Source organism: Amycolatopsis sp. NPDC049159 (assembly GCF_040648295.1).
Classification (GTDB): Bacteria; Actinomycetota; Actinomycetes; order Mycobacteriales; family Pseudonocardiaceae; genus Amycolatopsis; species Amycolatopsis pretoriensis_A.
Genome location: NZ_JBEZDL010000006.1, coordinates 286,136 through 299,749 on the forward strand (window position 1 = coordinate 286,136; position 13,614 = coordinate 299,749).

The following is a 13,614-nucleotide window of genomic DNA, read 5'->3' on the forward strand; positions in this document are numbered from 1 at the left end:
TCGTCATGAACGGGTCGTTCATGTCGTCTGGCGAGGTGAACGACCCGTTCATGACCTTGCGGGCCGTCGGCGTTCGCGACCTTGGCGAGCCGTTGTCATCGGAGCGGGAACGCCGTCTTGACTTCGCCGGAGCCCTGGCTCCAAAAGTCATGAGGGTGCCCGGGCCGGCGCTTGCCGGAACTTTCGCCGGGTTGCCCGGTGCGCCGGGCTCACGTACGGTCCCCGACTAACGCGAAAGTCGTTCACGTTAGTCGGGAGACCGCATGCGGGTGAGCCGTCGTCACGTCCTGGCCGGAGCTGCCGCGCTCCCGTTCGCCGCCGCGCTCGGCGGGAGAACGGCCGAAGCGGCCACGGCGCTGAAGGTCGGCGTCGGGATCGGGGACGTCACCGGGCCCGCCGCCGAGAACGGCATGATGGGCTACTCCATGCCGCAGCAGCAGACCGCCGGCATCCACCTGCGCACCCGGGCCCGCGCGTTCATCGTCGACGACGGCGCGAACCGGATCGTCTTCGTCACCGCCGAGCTGGGCGCGCTGTTCCAGTCCGTGCACCAGGGCGTCCTGCGGGAGCTCGCGAGGAAGTACGGCGACCGCTACACCGAGCAGAACGTCCTGCTCAACGCCACCCACACCCACTCGGCCTGCGGCGGCGACTCGCACTACGCGGCTTACGACCTGTCGATCCTCGGCTTCCAGCAGCAGACCTACGACGCCGTCGTCGCCGGGATCGTCGACGCCGTCGGCCGGGCCCACGACGACCTCAAGCCCGGCGAGCTGTCCCTCGGCCGCACCGAGCTGACCAAGGCCAGCGCCAACCGCTCCCGGGTCGCCTTCGAGCGCAACCCGGACAAGGGCCACTTCCCGCTCTCGATCGACCCCGCGGTCACCGTGCTGCGGTTCCGCCAGGGCGGCCGGGACGTCGGCGCGATCACCTGGTTCGCCACCCACGGCACGTCGATGAGCAACGGCAACCACCTGATCAGCAGCGACAACAAGGGCTACGCCGCCTACGCGTGGGAGCACGACCACGCCGGCGTCCGCTACCTCGACGGCCCGCCCGGGTTCGTCGCCGCCTTCGCGCAGACCAACTCCGGCGACATGACGCCGAACCTGAACCTCCGGCCCGGCACGCCCGAGACGGAGTTCGAGAACACGCGCCGGATCGGCGAACTCCAGTTCCAGGCGGCGAAACGCGCGTTCGACGCGGCGGACGAGAAAATCACCGGCGGCGTCGACCACCGGCTGACCTACGTGGACATGTCCGCCGTCGACGTGGCCCCGGAGTTCACCCCGGACGGCCGCCCGCACCGCACCTGCACCGCCGCCATCGGCGTTTCGATGCTGGCCGGCAGCACCGAGGACGGCCCCGGCCTGCCGCTGCCCGAAGGCGTCAAGAACCCCTTCATCGACTGGCTCGGCGGCATCGACGCGCCGATCCCGCGGGCACTGGCCGACGCGCAGGCGCCGAAGGTCGTCGCCGTGCCGTTCGGCGCGATGAAGCCGTACCCGTGGGCGCCGGAGGTGCTGCCGCTGCAGATCGTCCGGATCGGGCAGCTGCACCTGGTCGCCGGACCCGCCGAGTACACGATCGTCGCCGGGCTGCGGATCCGGAAGACCGTCGCTTCGACGCTCGGCGTGCCGCTCGAGAACGTCCTCATGCAGGGCTACTCGAACGCCTACAGCCAGTACGTGACGACGCCGGAGGAGTACGACTCGCAGCAGTACGAAGGCGCGTCGACGCTCTTCGGCCGCTACACGCTCCCGGCGTACCAGCAGGAGTTCGGGAAGCTCGCCGCCGCGCTGAAGACCGGCGCGAGGGTGCCGCACGGGCCGGTCCCGCGTGACCTGCGCGGCAAGCTCGTCAACTTCCAGCCCGGCGTCGTCTTCGACAGCGCGCCCCTGCTCAAGAGCTTCGGCGACGTCGTGACCGACGCGAAGAGCAGCTACCGGCGGGGCGAGCAGGTCTCGGTCGCGTTCGTGACCGGCCACCCGAAGAACGACCTGCGCCGCGACGGCACGTTCCTGGAGGTCCAGCAGTACGTCGACGGCCGCTGGGTCCGCTACGCCGACGACGGCGACTGGGCCACGAAGTTCCGCTGGACCCGGACCTTCGTCAGCGAGTCCCGCGCCGAAGTCACCTGGGACATCCCCGCGAACACCCCCGTCGGCAAGTACCGGGTGGTCCACTTCGGAGCCTGGAAACACGGGCTCACCGGCGCCATCGCCCAGCTCAGCGGGACCTCCCGCGCCTTCGTCGTCTCCTGAAAGGACCCCGCGTGCGCAGGACCGCCATTCTCGCCGCCGTCGTCATCGCCGCTTTCACCGCCGCACCCGCCCAGGCCGCGGACGCCGCCGTGAGCGTGCTGAGCTTCAACCTCTGGCAGCTCCCCTGGATCGCCAACCCGAACACAGCCGACAAGGAAGCCCGGGCGCAGGCCGCGGAGGGCGTGATCCGCGCCCAGGACACCGACGTCGTCGTGCTCGAAGAAGCCTTCAGCGCCCAAGCCGAGGACCTGCGCGGCCGGCTCGTGGACGCCTACCCGTTCCAGGCGCCGCTGGTCGGCCAGTCGTGCTCGACGTCGCCGGGCTGGACGTCGGTCAACGGGAACTGCTCGAACTCGCCGTTCGTCGTCAACGGCGGGGTCACCGTGCTCAGCAAGTACCCGATCACCGAGAAGCACCAGCTCGTCTACCGGAACTCCCTCTCCGGCACCGCGGACCACCTGGCGAACAAGGGCGCCGCGCTGGTCCGGATCTTCGCGCACGGCAAGGCGCTCTGGCTCGCGGGCACCCACCTGCAGGCCGACGAAGGACCCGAGACGCTGCCCAAGGCGCACGCCGTCCGGATGGCTCAGCTCGGCGAACTCCGCGACCTGACGGCGGCCCGCGTCCCGGCCGGGGACGCCGTGGCGGTCGCCGGTGACCTCAACATCGAGTACCGGGCCGGGCAGGGCCGCCGCGACGCCGCCGGCCGCACCCAGGCCGAGCAGGGCGAGGCGGCGCTCGGCGGCACGCTGCGGACCACCGGCGCGGGGGAGTACACCTTCGACGCGGCGACCAACCCGGCCGCGGCGAAGTCCGTCCCGGCGACCTACCGCGATTCGCTGGACTACGTCGGCTCGGTGCGACGCGCCGAGGTCGGCCCGGTACGGCTGGTGCATTACGACGGTGGCACGATTCCCTCCGACCACTACCCGGTGCGGGCCGAGATCCACTACTGATCGCAGCATCGGGATCCGCTCTGCGAGGAGGACCATGGCGACGCTGTCCGGCCGGACGAGGTTCCGCTATTCGCTCGGCTCGTTCGTCACCGGGTCCTTCGGCACGGTCCCGGGCCTGGTCCTGGTCAAGTACCTGACCGACACGATGGCCGTGCCCGCGGGCTGGGCCGCCGCGATCGTGTTCGTGCCCAAGGCCTGGGACGTGCTGTTCAACCCGATCGCCGGCCGGCTGTCCGACGCGGACCTGATCAAGACCGGCAGCCGGCGGCGCTTCCTGCTGATCGGCGGCATCGGCGTCGCGATCCTGTTCGCCGCGATGTTCGCCCACCCCGGGTTCGGCAGCCCGCTGCCGGACGCGTTGTACGTGGCGATCGCCTTCGCCGCCTGCGCCACGGCGTACGCGCTGTTCCAGGTGCCGTTCAACGCGCTGCCGGCCGAGCTGACCGAGTCGGCGACCGAGCGCACGAAGCTCACCAGCGTCCGGATCGGCGTGCTGGCCGTGACGATCCTGATCTGCGGCGGCGGCGCCCCCGCGATCAGCGCCGGCATCGGCGGGGTCACCGGCTACCGCGTGATGGCGGTGGTGATCGGGCTGATCGTGCTGGCCGCGACGCTGCTGGTGTACTTCGGGCTCAAGGACGCGCCGGTCGGCTCGCTGCGGCCCAACACGGTGAACCTGAGGGAGCTCGTGCGGACGCTGGCCGGCTGGCGGCCGTTCCGCTGGCTGCTCGGCACCTACTTCATCCAGGCGCTGGGCATCGGCACGGTGCTCGCCGCGATCCCGTTCTTCGCCCAGCGCATCCTCGGCAGCGAGGGCTACGGCACGATCCTGTTCGTCATCTTCGTCGGCCCGGCGCTGGTCACCATGCCGCTGTGGCCGCGCCTGGGCGACCGGGTCGGCAAGCTCAACGGCTTCCGCCTGGCCACCGCGGCGTTCGCGATCGGCCTGCTGGGCCTGGTGTTCGCGCAGTCGATCCCGCTGGTCGTGTCGTTCGTGTTCGTGGCGCTCTGCGGGGTCGGGTACGCGGGGATTTCGGTGTTCCCGCTGGCGATCCTGCCCGACCTGATCACCGCCGAGGAGGAGCGCACCGGCGAGACGCGCGCGGGGATCGCGGCCGGCGTGTGGACCGCGGGGGAGACGCTCGGGCTGGCCTTCGGCGGCGGGCTGTGGGCGCTCATCCTGGCGTTCGGCGGGTACGTGTCGAGCACGGACGCGACGACGGCCCAGCCGCACAGCGCGATCGTGGCGATCCTCGTCGGCGCGTCGATCATCCCGGGCGTGCTGATCGCGCTGGCCCTGCCGCTGCTGCGGCGCAAGGTCCTGGAGCCGCGCCATGAACTCGCCTGAGGACGTCCTGGCGGCGTTGCGGGAGCTGCGCGCGGGCGACCTGCCGACGCACGGCGGCCGGACGCTCGCCTACGTCTACGACAGCGGGCTGTCCGAAGTGGACTCCCTCGGTGCGGCCGCGCACACGCTGGCGTCGTCGGCCAACGGTCTCGACCCGACGGCGTTCCCGAGCCTGCTGCGGATGGAGAACGACCTCGTCGCGGAGGCCGCCGCGTTGCTCGGCGCCGTTCCGGGCGTGGTCGGTTCGGTGACCTCCGGCGGCACGGAGTCGTGCTTGCTGGCGGTTTTGGCGGCCCGCGACGCCCACCCTGAGATCGCTTCGCCGTCTCTGGTGATCCCGACGACCGCGCACGCGGCGTTCCACAAGGCGGCGCACCTGTTCGGGCTGCGCCGGATCGACGTCCCGGTCGACCCGGAGACGTTCCTCGCGGACCCGGCCGCGATGGCGGCGGCGATCGACGACTCGACGGTGCTGGTGGTGGCGAGCGCGCCTTCGTACGCGCACGGCGTCCTCGACCCGATCGCTCCGATCGCCGCGGCGGCTCTGGAGCGCGGCGTCCGGATGCACGTCGACGCGTGCATCGGCGGCTGGGTGCTGCCGTACTTCGCCCGTCTCGGCGCGGACGTCCCGCCGTTCGACTTCCGCGTCCCCGGCGTCACGAGCATCTCGGTGGATCTGCACAAGTACGCGTACTGCCCGAAGGGCACGTCCGTGCTGCTGCACGCTTCCGCGGAACTGCGGCGCTCGCACTACTTCGCGAGCGCGTCCTGGCCCGGCTACACGATGCTGAACACGACGATCCAGAGCACGCGTTCGGGCGGCCCGCTGGCGGCGGCGTGGGCGGTGGTCCGCCACCTCGGTCCGGAGGGCTACCTCTCGCTGGCGGCTTCGACGCGTACCGCCGTTTCGCGCATCCGCGAGGGGATCACCGACATCGACGGCCTGCGGATCCTGGGCGACCCGGTGTCGACGCTGATCGCGTTCACCGGCGACGACGGCTTCGACCTGTTCACGGTGGCGGACGAGATGAAGTCCCGCGGCTGGTACGTCCAGCCGCAGTTCGCTCACCTGTCGTCGCCGGCGAACCTGCACCTGACGGTGACGGCGGCGAACCACGGCAGCGAGAAGGAGTTCCTGACCGACCTCGCGGCTTCGGTGGCCGCGGCCCGCGCGGCCGGCCCGGTTCTCGTCGACGCCGCCGTGGCGGAGTTCGTGGCCGCGCTCGACCCGGCAACACTGACACCGGACCAGTTCACGGGCCTCCTGTCGGCGGCGGGCCTCGGCGGCGAGTCGGGCCTGCCGGACCGGATGGCCCCGATCAACGCACTCCTCGCAACGGCACCGGCGCCACTGCGGGAGCGGCTGCTGCTGGAATTCCTGGGCGCGCTGTACACAGCGTGAGTCACAGATCGAACTTCGGTTGGTAGGCGTCTTTGACGAAAGCCGTGGCCGCTTCGGATGGCAGCTTGATGATTTCTCACGGCTCCGAGCTCGGCCGAGGGCAGTGCGTGCCCGCGATATCCCCTCGGCCGAGCCGAATCCCGGAAGATCAGGAGTACCCAACAGAAATCAACGGCATAGCGGCGTTTTACGGCCAGCAACGCAAGCGCAACAGCTTGAACCTCACTGGTTCCGCGAAGCCAGCCCCGCGGGCGCCGATTTCACCGCCGCGTGGATCGCGTCCGCCAGGGCCAGCGCGTCTTCCTCGGTAAGCTCCAGGGCGACGCGGGCCGAAGCCCCAAGCTCGGGGTTGCGGAAGTCGATGTTCACCGTGTGCGCGTACGGCGCGTGGACCGGGTGGTCGACGTACACCGTCCCCTCGCTCAGCCGGAACCAGCCGCGGGCGCCTTTGCCGCTGCCTTCGAGGGCGAACTTCTCGGTCAGGTAAGTGCACATGCGCGAGTCCTCTCAGGCGGTCAGGGTGCGGGAGTAGAAGTCGAGGATGCGTTCCCAGCCGTCCTTCGCGGCCTCCGGCCGGTAGCTCGGGCGGTCGACCGCGAAGAACGCGTGGCCCGCGCCCGCGTACGTGTGGAACTCGTGTTCCTTGCCCAGCTTCTCCAGCTCCGCCGCCAGCACGGCGACCTCGTCCGGGCTCGGGAACTGGTCGTCCGCGCCGAAGATGCCCAGCAGCGGGCACGACAGCTGCGAGGACAGACCGAGCAGCGGCTTCATCTGCTTCATGGCCTCCGGCGGGTCGTTGACGACGAACGCGCCGTAGCAGTCGACCGCCGCGTCGACGTCCAGCGAACACCCGACGAGGAACGCCTGGCGGCCGCCGGAGCAGTGGCCGATGACGCCGACGCGGCCGTTCGAGTTCTCCAGGGCGCGGAGGTAGTCCGCCGCGCCGGAGACGTCGCCGACCAGGCGGTCGTCCGGGACGCCGCCGGAAGCGCGGACCGCCGCCGCCGCGTCGTCCGGGTCCGCGCCCGGGGCTTCGCGCGTGTACAGGTTGGGGCAGAGCGCGTTGTAGCCCTCGACGGCGAAGCGGCGGACCATCTCCTTCGTCGCCGCGTCGTAGCCGGGCATGTGGTGGATCACCACAACCCCGCCGCGCGGGGTGTCGTCGGTCGGTTTGGCCAGGTACGCCTCGAGCTCGTCCCCGCCGTGGCCGGTGATGGTGACGGTCCCGGCGACGATCTCGTCGGTCATCGGTTCTCCTTCGATCCCTCGGGGGTGTGGAAGTAGCGCTTGCCGCGCGAAGCGGACGCCACCGCGGCGACGACGGCCATCACCGCGGCCGCGGTGAACACGACCACCAGGCCGTGGTGGAACGGGCCGGACACCAGCTGCGGGAAGAACTCCCCGCCGGTCAGGATCGACCGGTCGGCCGGGGAAAGCCCGGCCAGGACGTCCGGGCCGAGCAGGTGCCCGACCGGGTTGCTGCCGAGGAACGCCGCGAACAGCGTGCTCACCGGCGGCAGCCGGGCGACGCCTTCGGCGACGTTCGCCGGGACGCCGTGGGCCTGCAACCCGCTGGTCAGCGTCTGCGGCAGCGACGACGCGAGCCCGGCGATCATCAGCGAGAAGAACACGCCGATGGACAGCGACGTCCCGGAGTTCTGGAACGTCGCCCGCATGCCGGAGGCGACGCCGCGCTGCTCGGTCGGGACGCTGCTCATGATCGCCGAGGTGTTCGGCGCGGAGAACATGCCCTGGCCGATCCCGCTGAGCACGAGCAGCGCGGCGAACAGGGGATAGGGGAAGTCCACCGGCAACGCCAGGAGCCCGAGGAACGCGGCCGCGACCAGCAGCAGCCCGCCGGTCGAGAACAGCCGGGCCCCGAACCGGTCGGACAGGTAGCCCGACACCGGGCCCGCGATCAGGAACCCGACGGTCAGCGGCAGCATGGAGATGCCCGCCCACAACGGCGTGCGCTCGTAGTCGAAGCCGTGCAGGGGCAGCCAGATCCCCTGCAGCCAGATGATGAGCATGAACTGCATGCCACCACGTGCGACCGAAGTCAGCAACGCGGCGATGTTGCCCGCGGCGAACGCGCGGATCTTGAACAGACCGAGGTGGAACATCGGCGCCGCCACGCGCGTCTCGATGACGCCGAACAGCAGGAGCAGCAGCACCCCGGCGCCGATTCCGCCGAGCACCCACGGGCTGCCCCAGCCGGTCGCCGCGCCGCCGTAGGGCTGGATGCCGTACGTGATCGCGGCCAGCAGCAACGCGGTCCCGGCGGCGAAGGTGACGTTGCCGCCCCAGTCGACCTTGGCGCGCTGGGGCGTGCCGGCCTCGCGGAGGCTGCGGATCGACCAGATCGTGCCGAGCAGTCCGAACGGGACGCTGACCCAGAACACCGCGCGCCAGTCGATTTCGGCGAGCAGCCCGCCGACGACCAGCCCGAGGAACTGCCCGGCCAGCGCGGTGATCTGGTTGACGCCCAGCGCCATCCCGCGCTGCTCGGCCGGGAAGGCGTCGGTGAGGATCGCCGCCGAGTTCGCCGTCAGCATCGACCCGCCGACGGCCTGCACGACCCGCCAGCCGATCAGCCACAGCGCGCCGCCGCCGGCGTGGAACGGGTCGAACGACAGCGCGACCGACGCGGCGCTGAACACGACGAAGCCGAGGTTGTACATCTTGACCCGGCCGAACATGTCACCGAGCCGCCCGAGCGTCACCACCAGCACGGCCTGCACGAGCAGGTAGCCGAGGATCATCCAGAGCAGGTAACCGATGTTGCCCGGCGCGAGCGGGTCGAGGCCGATGCCGCGGAAGATGGCCGGCAGGGAGATGATCACGATCGAGCCGTCGAGCGCCGACATCAGCACGCCGAGCGTGGTGTTCGACAGCGCGACCCACTTGTAGCTCACAGGTGGTCCGCCAGGCGCTCGATGAGGGGGATGGCCGCGATCAGCTCGCGCCGTTCGGCGTCGGTGAACTGCTCGGCCAGCGCGGCCGCCATCTTCCCGGTGGTCGCGGAGCGGCGGTCGGTGAGCAGCTTGACCCCGGCTTCGGTCACCGACATCAGCACCTTGCGGCCGTCGGAGTCGTCCTTGCGCCGTCCGACGAGCCCGCGCGCGACCAGCCCGGCGAGGGTGACGCCCATGGCCTGCGGCTTGACGCGCTCGAGGTCGGCGAGGCAGCCCGGCGTGGCCGGCCCTTCGCGGTCGAGGCGGGACAGCACCGAGCGCTCCGGGAGCGTCAGTTCGCCGACGACGTAACCCTGCCGCAGCCGCCGGACCAGCCGCCCGAGGGCGACGCGCAGGTCGGTGCTCGCCTGGAGGAGGTCCTCGTCCGTCACGATCGTCAACCTAAACTGATAAACCTGGGTTGATCAACTCGGACGGAGCGGCCGCTATCGGGTGAGCCGGGAGCTTTCGCCCGGCCTGCCGCGGACGCCCGGGTTAGCGTCCGAAGTGGACACCACCCGGGAGGGGAAGCCGATGTCGATCCCGCACGTCGCACACGCCGGCCACGACCACGTGCACCGCGAGGGCTGCGGCCACCCGGCGCTGCCGCACGGCGACCACGTGGACTACGCCCACGACGGCCACCTGCACCGCGCGCACGACGGCCACTTCGACGAGTGCGAGATCCACGGCCACGTCCCGCACACCGGCCACGAGCACGCCCACGGCGAAGGCTGCGGCCACGTGGCGGTGCCCCACGGCGACCACGTGGACTACCTCCACGACGGGCACCGCCACGCACCCCACGAAGACCACTACGACGACCACTGAGCCCGGGGCGGCAGACTGCTTAAGCTTGGTGCTCGCGGACGTGGACCGGGTCCCACTCCGGGAACGGGTCGGGGCCGGTCGCCTCGCCGAGGCAGTCGCGCAGGGCCGCCAGGAGCGCGTCGCCGGCCAGGTCGACGCCGATGAACACCAGCTCCTGCCGCGGTGCCGCCGCCACGCCCTGCGGCTCGAACCGCGCCACCGCGCCCGCCTGCGACCACAGCCCGGTCACCCCCGGCCGGGACGCCAGCGTGAAGAACCCCTTGGACCGCAGCACGGTCCCGAACTCGCCCGAGTCGAACCGGCGCGTCACGAAGTCCCACAGCGCCGCCGGGTCGAACGCCTCCGAAGCGCGGAAGACCACGCTGGAAATGCCGTACTCCTCGGTCTCCGGCACGTGGTCGCCGTTCAGCTCGGCCACCCAGCCCGGCGCCTCCCGGGCCCGCTCGGCGTCGTACCGCCCGGTCCCGAACACCCGCTCCAGCGGCACCCGCCCGAACTGGCCGGTGACGACGTCCGCGGCGGGGTTGAGCCGCCGCAACGTCGCCACCAGCCGGTCCAGCACGGTGGCCGGGACCAGGTCGGTCTTGTTCAGCAGCAGGACGTCGGCGAACTCCACCTGGTCGACCAGCAGGTCGCTGACCGTCCGCTCGTCCCCGGAGTACTGGTCCAGCCGGCGCTCCACGAGCGAGTCGCCGGCCGCCAGCTCGCGGGCGAAGTTCGCCGCGTCCACCACCGTCACCATCGTGTCGAGGTGGGCGACGTCCTCCAGGAACGTGAACGTCGCCGCCACCGGCATCGGCTCGGAAATCCCGCTCGACTCGATGAGCACGTGGTCGAAGCGGTCGTCCGCGCACAGCGCCGACACCTCCTCGAGGAGGTCCTCCCGCAGGGTGCAGCAGATGCACCCGTTGGTCAGCTCGACGAGACGCTCCTGCGAGCGCACGAGGCTTGCATCGATGTTGACCTCGCTCATGTCGTTGACGATCACCGCGACCCGCGGCCCCGCCCGGCCGGCGAGGATGCGGTTGAGCAGCGTCGTCTTGCCGGCCCCGAGGAAGCCGGAGAGCACCGTGACCGGAACGCTCACGAGTGGAAGTGCCGCATCAGCCGGCGGGGGACCAGCCGGACCTCGCCGCCGACCTTGATCGGCACCAGGTCCGGCACGGCGGCCTTCCACTGCGCGCGCCGCGATCGCGTGGTGCTGCGGGACTTCTTGCGCTTCGGGACGGCCATCAGCGCGTACCCCGCTTCCCGTAGCGGCGGTGGAACTTCTCGACCTGCCCGGCGCTGTCCATGATCCGCTGGGTGCCGGTCCAGAACGGATGCGACCACGAGCTGATGTCGACCACGACGAGCGGGTAGGTCGCGCCGTCGGTCCACTCGATGGTCTTGTCGGAGGTTATGGTGGAGCGGGTCAGGAACGCGTCGCCGGTGGACGAGTCCTTGAACACCACGGGGTGGTAATCGGGGTGGATACCGGTCTTCATCGATCTTCCTTTCGGTTCGCCGCGGTCGCGTCGTGGCGCGCCGGGTCGGGTTCGGTGTCCTCGCACGGCTCTTCGTGCCAGTCGCCGAACGGGTCCGGGTAGTGCTGCCACTCCCCGGGTCCGGCGGCCAGTTCTTCGTCGGTCAGTAGAGCGCCGCGCAGGGCCGCGTCGATCTCGTCGGGCGTTGTCTGGTCCGTCACCACGACGAGCTCCTGCGCCCGGTCGCCGTGCACCGGGTGCCAGCGCAACGACGCCAGGGTGCGGCGCTCGGGGGAGACGTCCGTCCACCCGGGACCGTTCGGCGCCGCGAGCCACGGCCCGGCGTGGCCGATGCCCAGCCCGCCGCCCGCCGACTCGATCCAGAACGCGACGTCGGGCCGGCTGGCCACCCACGCGCGGCCGCGGGTGCGGACGACGCCGTCCAGGAGGACGTCGAGGGCGTCGTGCAGGCGTTCGGGGTGGAACGGCCGCTGCGCGGTGAAGGTCACCAGGCCGATGCCGCAGTCGGCGTGCAACGGCGGCTGGCCGCGCAGCAGCGCCCCGTGCATGTCGGTGACTTCGCCGCGGCGCGCGTCCGAAGGCACGGCGTCGAGGACGCTGTGCCCGTCGATGCGCGAGAGCTCGACGCGCGGGACCGACGGCGCGACCCGGTCGAGCACCGCGGACGCCTTCGCCGCGCTCCACGCGTCGGTGGCCGCGCCGGCCAGCACGAGGACGTCGGCGAACTCGACCTGCGAGAGCGCCACCTGGGCGACCGTGCGCTCGTCTTCCGGGCTGGCCTGCAGGTTCCGCTCGGCCAGGACGTCGTCGCCCGTCGCGTCGGCCAGGAAGGTCGCGCAGTCGACGACCGTGAGCACCGCGCGCAGCTCGACGTCGTCGCTGACCGGGTGGTCGCCGACCAGGACGCTGCGGATCGCCCAGCTGACCGGCTCCGGCTCCATGGCTTCGTCGAGCCGGACGACGATCCGGCGGACCTGCGGCAGCCGCGCGAGGTGGCGCAGCAGCGGGAGCAGGTCCTCGCGCAGCGTGCAGGACACGCAGCCGTGGGCCAGCTCGAGGACGGTCAGCTGGTCGCGCTGCTCCAGCCGCAGCCGGCGGCGGACGACGCCGGAGTGGATCTCGCGCAGGTCGTGGTGGACGACGGCCGTGCCGGGCCCGGCCACACGCAGCAGCTCGGCGAGCTCGGCGTTCGGGCCTGGGGCGAGGCCGCTCACGAGGACGAGCGGGACGCGGGGGTGTGGGGTCACTGGTGCTCCAGGAATACGGGCGGGGTACGGTGCGTAGAGTAGATGAAAACGACAACCACTATCAACTCAGGAGGGTCCGTGTCCGCCGTGTGCCAGGTCACCGGCCGCAAGCCGGGCTACGGCAAGCAGGTTTCGCACTCGCACCGCCGCACTTCGCGGCGCTGGGAGCCGAACCTGCAGAACCGTCGCTACTTCGTGCCCAGTCAAGGCCGCTGGGTGCGGCTGCGCGTCTCCGCCAAGGGCATGAAGACGATCGACAAGCGCGGCATCGAGGCCGTCGTCACCGAACTGAAGGCAAGGGGAGTGAAGCTGTAATGGCGAAGAGCACCGACGTCCGCCCGATCATCAAGCTGCGGTCCACGGCGGGCACCGGCTACACGTACGTGACCAAGAAGAACCGCCGGAACGACCCCGACCGGATGGTCCTGCGCAAGTACGACCCCGTCGCGCGCAAGCACGTCGAGTTCAAGGAAGAGCGCTGATGGCCAAGAAGTCGAAGATCGCGAAGAACGAGCAGCGGAAGGTGATCGCGGCGCGGTACGTCGAACGCCGCCGCGCGCTCAAAGCCGTCATCGCCTCGCCGTCGGCGTCCCCGGAAGCGAAGGGCGAAGCCGTCGTCGCGCTGCAGAAGCTGCCGCGCGACGCGAGCCCGACGCGCATCCGCAACCGCGACGCCGCCGACGGGCGCCCGCGCGGGTACCTGCGGAAGTTCGGGCTGTCGCGGGTGAAGGTGCGCCAGGCCGCGCACAACGGCGAGCTGCCCGGCGTCACGAAGTCGAGCTGGTGAGCCGGATGCCGAAGCCGGAGCGGGGCCGCCCCGCCAAGCGCAAGGTGAACCTGTTGCGCGCCAACCGGGTCACGCACGTCGACTGGAAGGACGTCGAGCTGCTGCGGAAGTTCATCTCCGACCGCGGCAAGATCCGCGCCCGCCGGGTGACGGGATTGACGCCGCAGCAACAGAAACAGGTCGCCACGGCGATCAAGAACGCGCGTGAGATGGCCCTGCTGCCGTACCCGGCATCGGGCCGCGCGAGCTGAAATTCGGGTGCGCCCGCCGGGCGGGCGCGCGATCATGGGCGCACGAAAGGGGGCGTCGCACGAGGATGTCCTGACTCAGGAGGTCCA

Annotated in this window: 17 protein-coding genes; 9 read left to right on the forward strand and 8 right to left on the reverse strand. The window is 71.2% G+C overall.

Going from position 1 to position 13,614, the window contains the following annotated elements:
- Positions 1-263 precede the first annotated feature (263 nt).
- Genes AB0B33_RS14150 through AB0B33_RS14165 form a run of 4 tightly spaced genes read left to right on the forward strand, consistent with a single transcriptional unit; the run spans position 264 to position 5,970 of the window.
- Positions 264-2,264, forward strand: coding sequence for a neutral/alkaline ceramidase (locus tag AB0B33_RS14150; protein ID WP_360770944.1), 2,001 nt, complete (start codon positions 264-266; stop codon positions 2,262-2,264).
- A gap of 11 nt (positions 2,265-2,275) precedes the next feature.
- Positions 2,276-3,220 carry a sphingomyelin phosphodiesterase gene (locus AB0B33_RS14155; RefSeq protein WP_360770947.1) on the forward strand — a complete coding sequence of 315 codons (945 nt, stop codon included), beginning with the start codon at positions 2,276-2,278 and terminating at the stop codon, positions 3,218-3,220.
- Positions 3,221-3,254: 34 nt separating this feature from the next.
- The gene (locus AB0B33_RS14160; RefSeq protein WP_247023149.1) at positions 3,255-4,568 is read left to right on the forward strand and encodes an MFS transporter; all 1,314 of its coding nucleotides are present in this window, start codon (positions 3,255-3,257) and stop codon (positions 4,566-4,568) included.
- A complete protein-coding gene (locus tag AB0B33_RS14165; RefSeq protein ID WP_360770950.1) occupies positions 4,555-5,970 on the forward strand; it encodes an aminotransferase class V-fold PLP-dependent enzyme in 1,416 nt (471 codons plus the stop codon). The genes AB0B33_RS14160 and AB0B33_RS14165 overlap by 14 nt, the downstream gene beginning before the upstream one ends.
- A 222-nt stretch (positions 5,971-6,192) precedes the next feature.
- On the opposite strand, the gene AB0B33_RS14170 is transcribed toward AB0B33_RS14165, so the two are convergent.
- From AB0B33_RS14170 to AB0B33_RS14185, 4 genes are read right to left on the reverse strand one after another with little or no spacing between them, the layout of a single operon-like run.
- Positions 6,193-6,465, reverse strand: a complete 273-nt coding sequence (locus AB0B33_RS14170) for a DUF6295 family protein (protein WP_247023152.1) — start codon at positions 6,463-6,465, stop codon at positions 6,193-6,195.
- A gap of 12 nt (positions 6,466-6,477) precedes the next feature.
- Positions 6,478-7,218 (reverse strand): dienelactone hydrolase family protein, encoded by a 741-nt coding sequence (locus AB0B33_RS14175; protein ID WP_360770953.1) that lies wholly within the window; start codon positions 7,216-7,218, stop codon positions 6,478-6,480.
- Positions 7,215-8,885, reverse strand: coding sequence for an MFS transporter (locus tag AB0B33_RS14180; protein WP_360770956.1), 1,671 nt, complete (start codon positions 8,883-8,885; stop codon positions 7,215-7,217). Before AB0B33_RS14180 ends, AB0B33_RS14175 begins: the two co-directional genes overlap by 4 nt.
- Positions 8,882-9,316 carry a MarR family transcriptional regulator gene (locus AB0B33_RS14185; protein ID WP_360770959.1) on the reverse strand — a complete coding sequence of 145 codons (435 nt, stop codon included), beginning with the start codon at positions 9,314-9,316 and terminating at the stop codon, positions 8,882-8,884. The genes AB0B33_RS14180 and AB0B33_RS14185 overlap by 4 nt, the downstream gene beginning before the upstream one ends.
- A 142-nt stretch (positions 9,317-9,458) precedes the next feature.
- On the opposite strand from AB0B33_RS14185, the gene AB0B33_RS14190 reads away from it, so the two are divergent.
- Positions 9,459-9,755 carry a hypothetical protein gene (locus AB0B33_RS14190; protein WP_247023156.1) on the forward strand — a complete coding sequence of 99 codons (297 nt, stop codon included), beginning with the start codon at positions 9,459-9,461 and terminating at the stop codon, positions 9,753-9,755.
- 19 nt (positions 9,756-9,774) lie between these two features.
- On the opposite strand, the gene AB0B33_RS14195 is transcribed toward AB0B33_RS14190, so the two are convergent.
- From AB0B33_RS14195 to AB0B33_RS14210, 4 genes are read right to left on the reverse strand one after another with little or no spacing between them, the layout of a single operon-like run.
- Positions 9,775-10,842: a GTP-binding protein gene (locus AB0B33_RS14195; protein ID WP_360770962.1), complete on the reverse strand. Its 1,068-nt coding sequence runs from the start codon at positions 10,840-10,842 to the stop codon at positions 9,775-9,777.
- A complete protein-coding gene (gene rpmF / locus AB0B33_RS14200) occupies positions 10,839-10,988 on the reverse strand; it encodes a 50S ribosomal protein L32 (RefSeq protein WP_247023158.1) in 150 nt (49 codons plus the stop codon). The genes AB0B33_RS14195 and rpmF overlap by 4 nt, the downstream gene beginning before the upstream one ends.
- Positions 10,988-11,242 (reverse strand): type B 50S ribosomal protein L31, encoded by a 255-nt coding sequence (locus tag AB0B33_RS14205; RefSeq protein ID WP_247023159.1) that lies wholly within the window; start codon positions 11,240-11,242, stop codon positions 10,988-10,990. Before AB0B33_RS14205 ends, rpmF begins: the two co-directional genes overlap by 1 nt.
- Positions 11,239-12,489 (reverse strand): GTP-binding protein, encoded by a 1,251-nt coding sequence (locus AB0B33_RS14210; protein ID WP_360770967.1) that lies wholly within the window; start codon positions 12,487-12,489, stop codon positions 11,239-11,241. Before AB0B33_RS14210 ends, AB0B33_RS14205 begins: the two co-directional genes overlap by 4 nt.
- A gap of 78 nt (positions 12,490-12,567) precedes the next feature.
- Between AB0B33_RS14210 and rpmB the strand changes: the two genes are divergently transcribed.
- The 4 genes from rpmB to rpsR are packed head-to-tail and all read left to right on the forward strand — an operon-like array spanning position 12,568 to position 13,527.
- The gene (gene rpmB / locus AB0B33_RS14215; RefSeq protein ID WP_360770970.1) at positions 12,568-12,804 is read left to right on the forward strand and encodes a 50S ribosomal protein L28; all 237 of its coding nucleotides are present in this window, start codon (positions 12,568-12,570) and stop codon (positions 12,802-12,804) included.
- On the forward strand, positions 12,804-12,971 hold the full coding sequence (rpmG, locus tag AB0B33_RS14220) for a 50S ribosomal protein L33 (protein ID WP_003091682.1): 168 nt from the start codon (positions 12,804-12,806) through the stop codon (positions 12,969-12,971). Before rpmB ends, rpmG begins: the two co-directional genes overlap by 1 nt.
- Positions 12,971-13,276, forward strand: a complete 306-nt coding sequence (gene rpsN / locus AB0B33_RS14225) for a 30S ribosomal protein S14 (protein ID WP_247023162.1) — start codon at positions 12,971-12,973, stop codon at positions 13,274-13,276. The genes rpmG and rpsN overlap by 1 nt, the downstream gene beginning before the upstream one ends.
- A 5-nt stretch (positions 13,277-13,281) precedes the next feature.
- Positions 13,282-13,527 carry a 30S ribosomal protein S18 gene (gene rpsR, locus AB0B33_RS14230; RefSeq protein ID WP_360770973.1) on the forward strand — a complete coding sequence of 82 codons (246 nt, stop codon included), beginning with the start codon at positions 13,282-13,284 and terminating at the stop codon, positions 13,525-13,527.
- The last annotated feature ends 87 nt before the right edge of the window (positions 13,528-13,614 follow it).

Excerpts from the sequence above, each read along its gene's own strand:
- AB0B33_RS14150 (WP_360770944.1), top strand. The coding sequence starts at position 264 with ATGCGGGTGAGCCGTCGTCACGTCCTGGCCGGAGCTGCCGCGCTCCCG.
- AB0B33_RS14160 (WP_247023149.1), top strand. The coding sequence starts at position 3,255 with ATGGCGACGCTGTCCGGCCGGACGAGGTTCCGCTATTCGCTCGGCTCG.
- AB0B33_RS14165 (WP_360770950.1), top strand. The coding sequence starts at position 4,555 with ATGAACTCGCCTGAGGACGTCCTGGCGGCGTTGCGGGAGCTGCGCGCG.
- AB0B33_RS14170 (WP_247023152.1), bottom strand. The coding sequence starts at position 6,465 with ATGTGCACTTACCTGACCGAGAAGTTCGCCCTCGAAGGCAGCGGCAAA.
- AB0B33_RS14175 (WP_360770953.1), bottom strand. The coding sequence starts at position 7,218 with ATGACCGACGAGATCGTCGCCGGGACCGTCACCATCACCGGCCACGGC.
- AB0B33_RS14190 (WP_247023156.1), top strand. The coding sequence starts at position 9,459 with ATGTCGATCCCGCACGTCGCACACGCCGGCCACGACCACGTGCACCGC.
- rpmF (WP_247023158.1), bottom strand. The coding sequence starts at position 10,988 with ATGGCCGTCCCGAAGCGCAAGAAGTCCCGCAGCACCACGCGATCGCGG.
- AB0B33_RS14205 (WP_247023159.1), bottom strand. The coding sequence starts at position 11,242 with ATGAAGACCGGTATCCACCCCGATTACCACCCCGTGGTGTTCAAGGAC.
- rpmG (WP_003091682.1), top strand. The coding sequence starts at position 12,804 with ATGGCGAAGAGCACCGACGTCCGCCCGATCATCAAGCTGCGGTCCACG.
- rpsN (WP_247023162.1), top strand. The coding sequence starts at position 12,971 with ATGGCCAAGAAGTCGAAGATCGCGAAGAACGAGCAGCGGAAGGTGATC.
- rpsR (WP_360770973.1), top strand. The coding sequence starts at position 13,282 with ATGCCGAAGCCGGAGCGGGGCCGCCCCGCCAAGCGCAAGGTGAACCTG.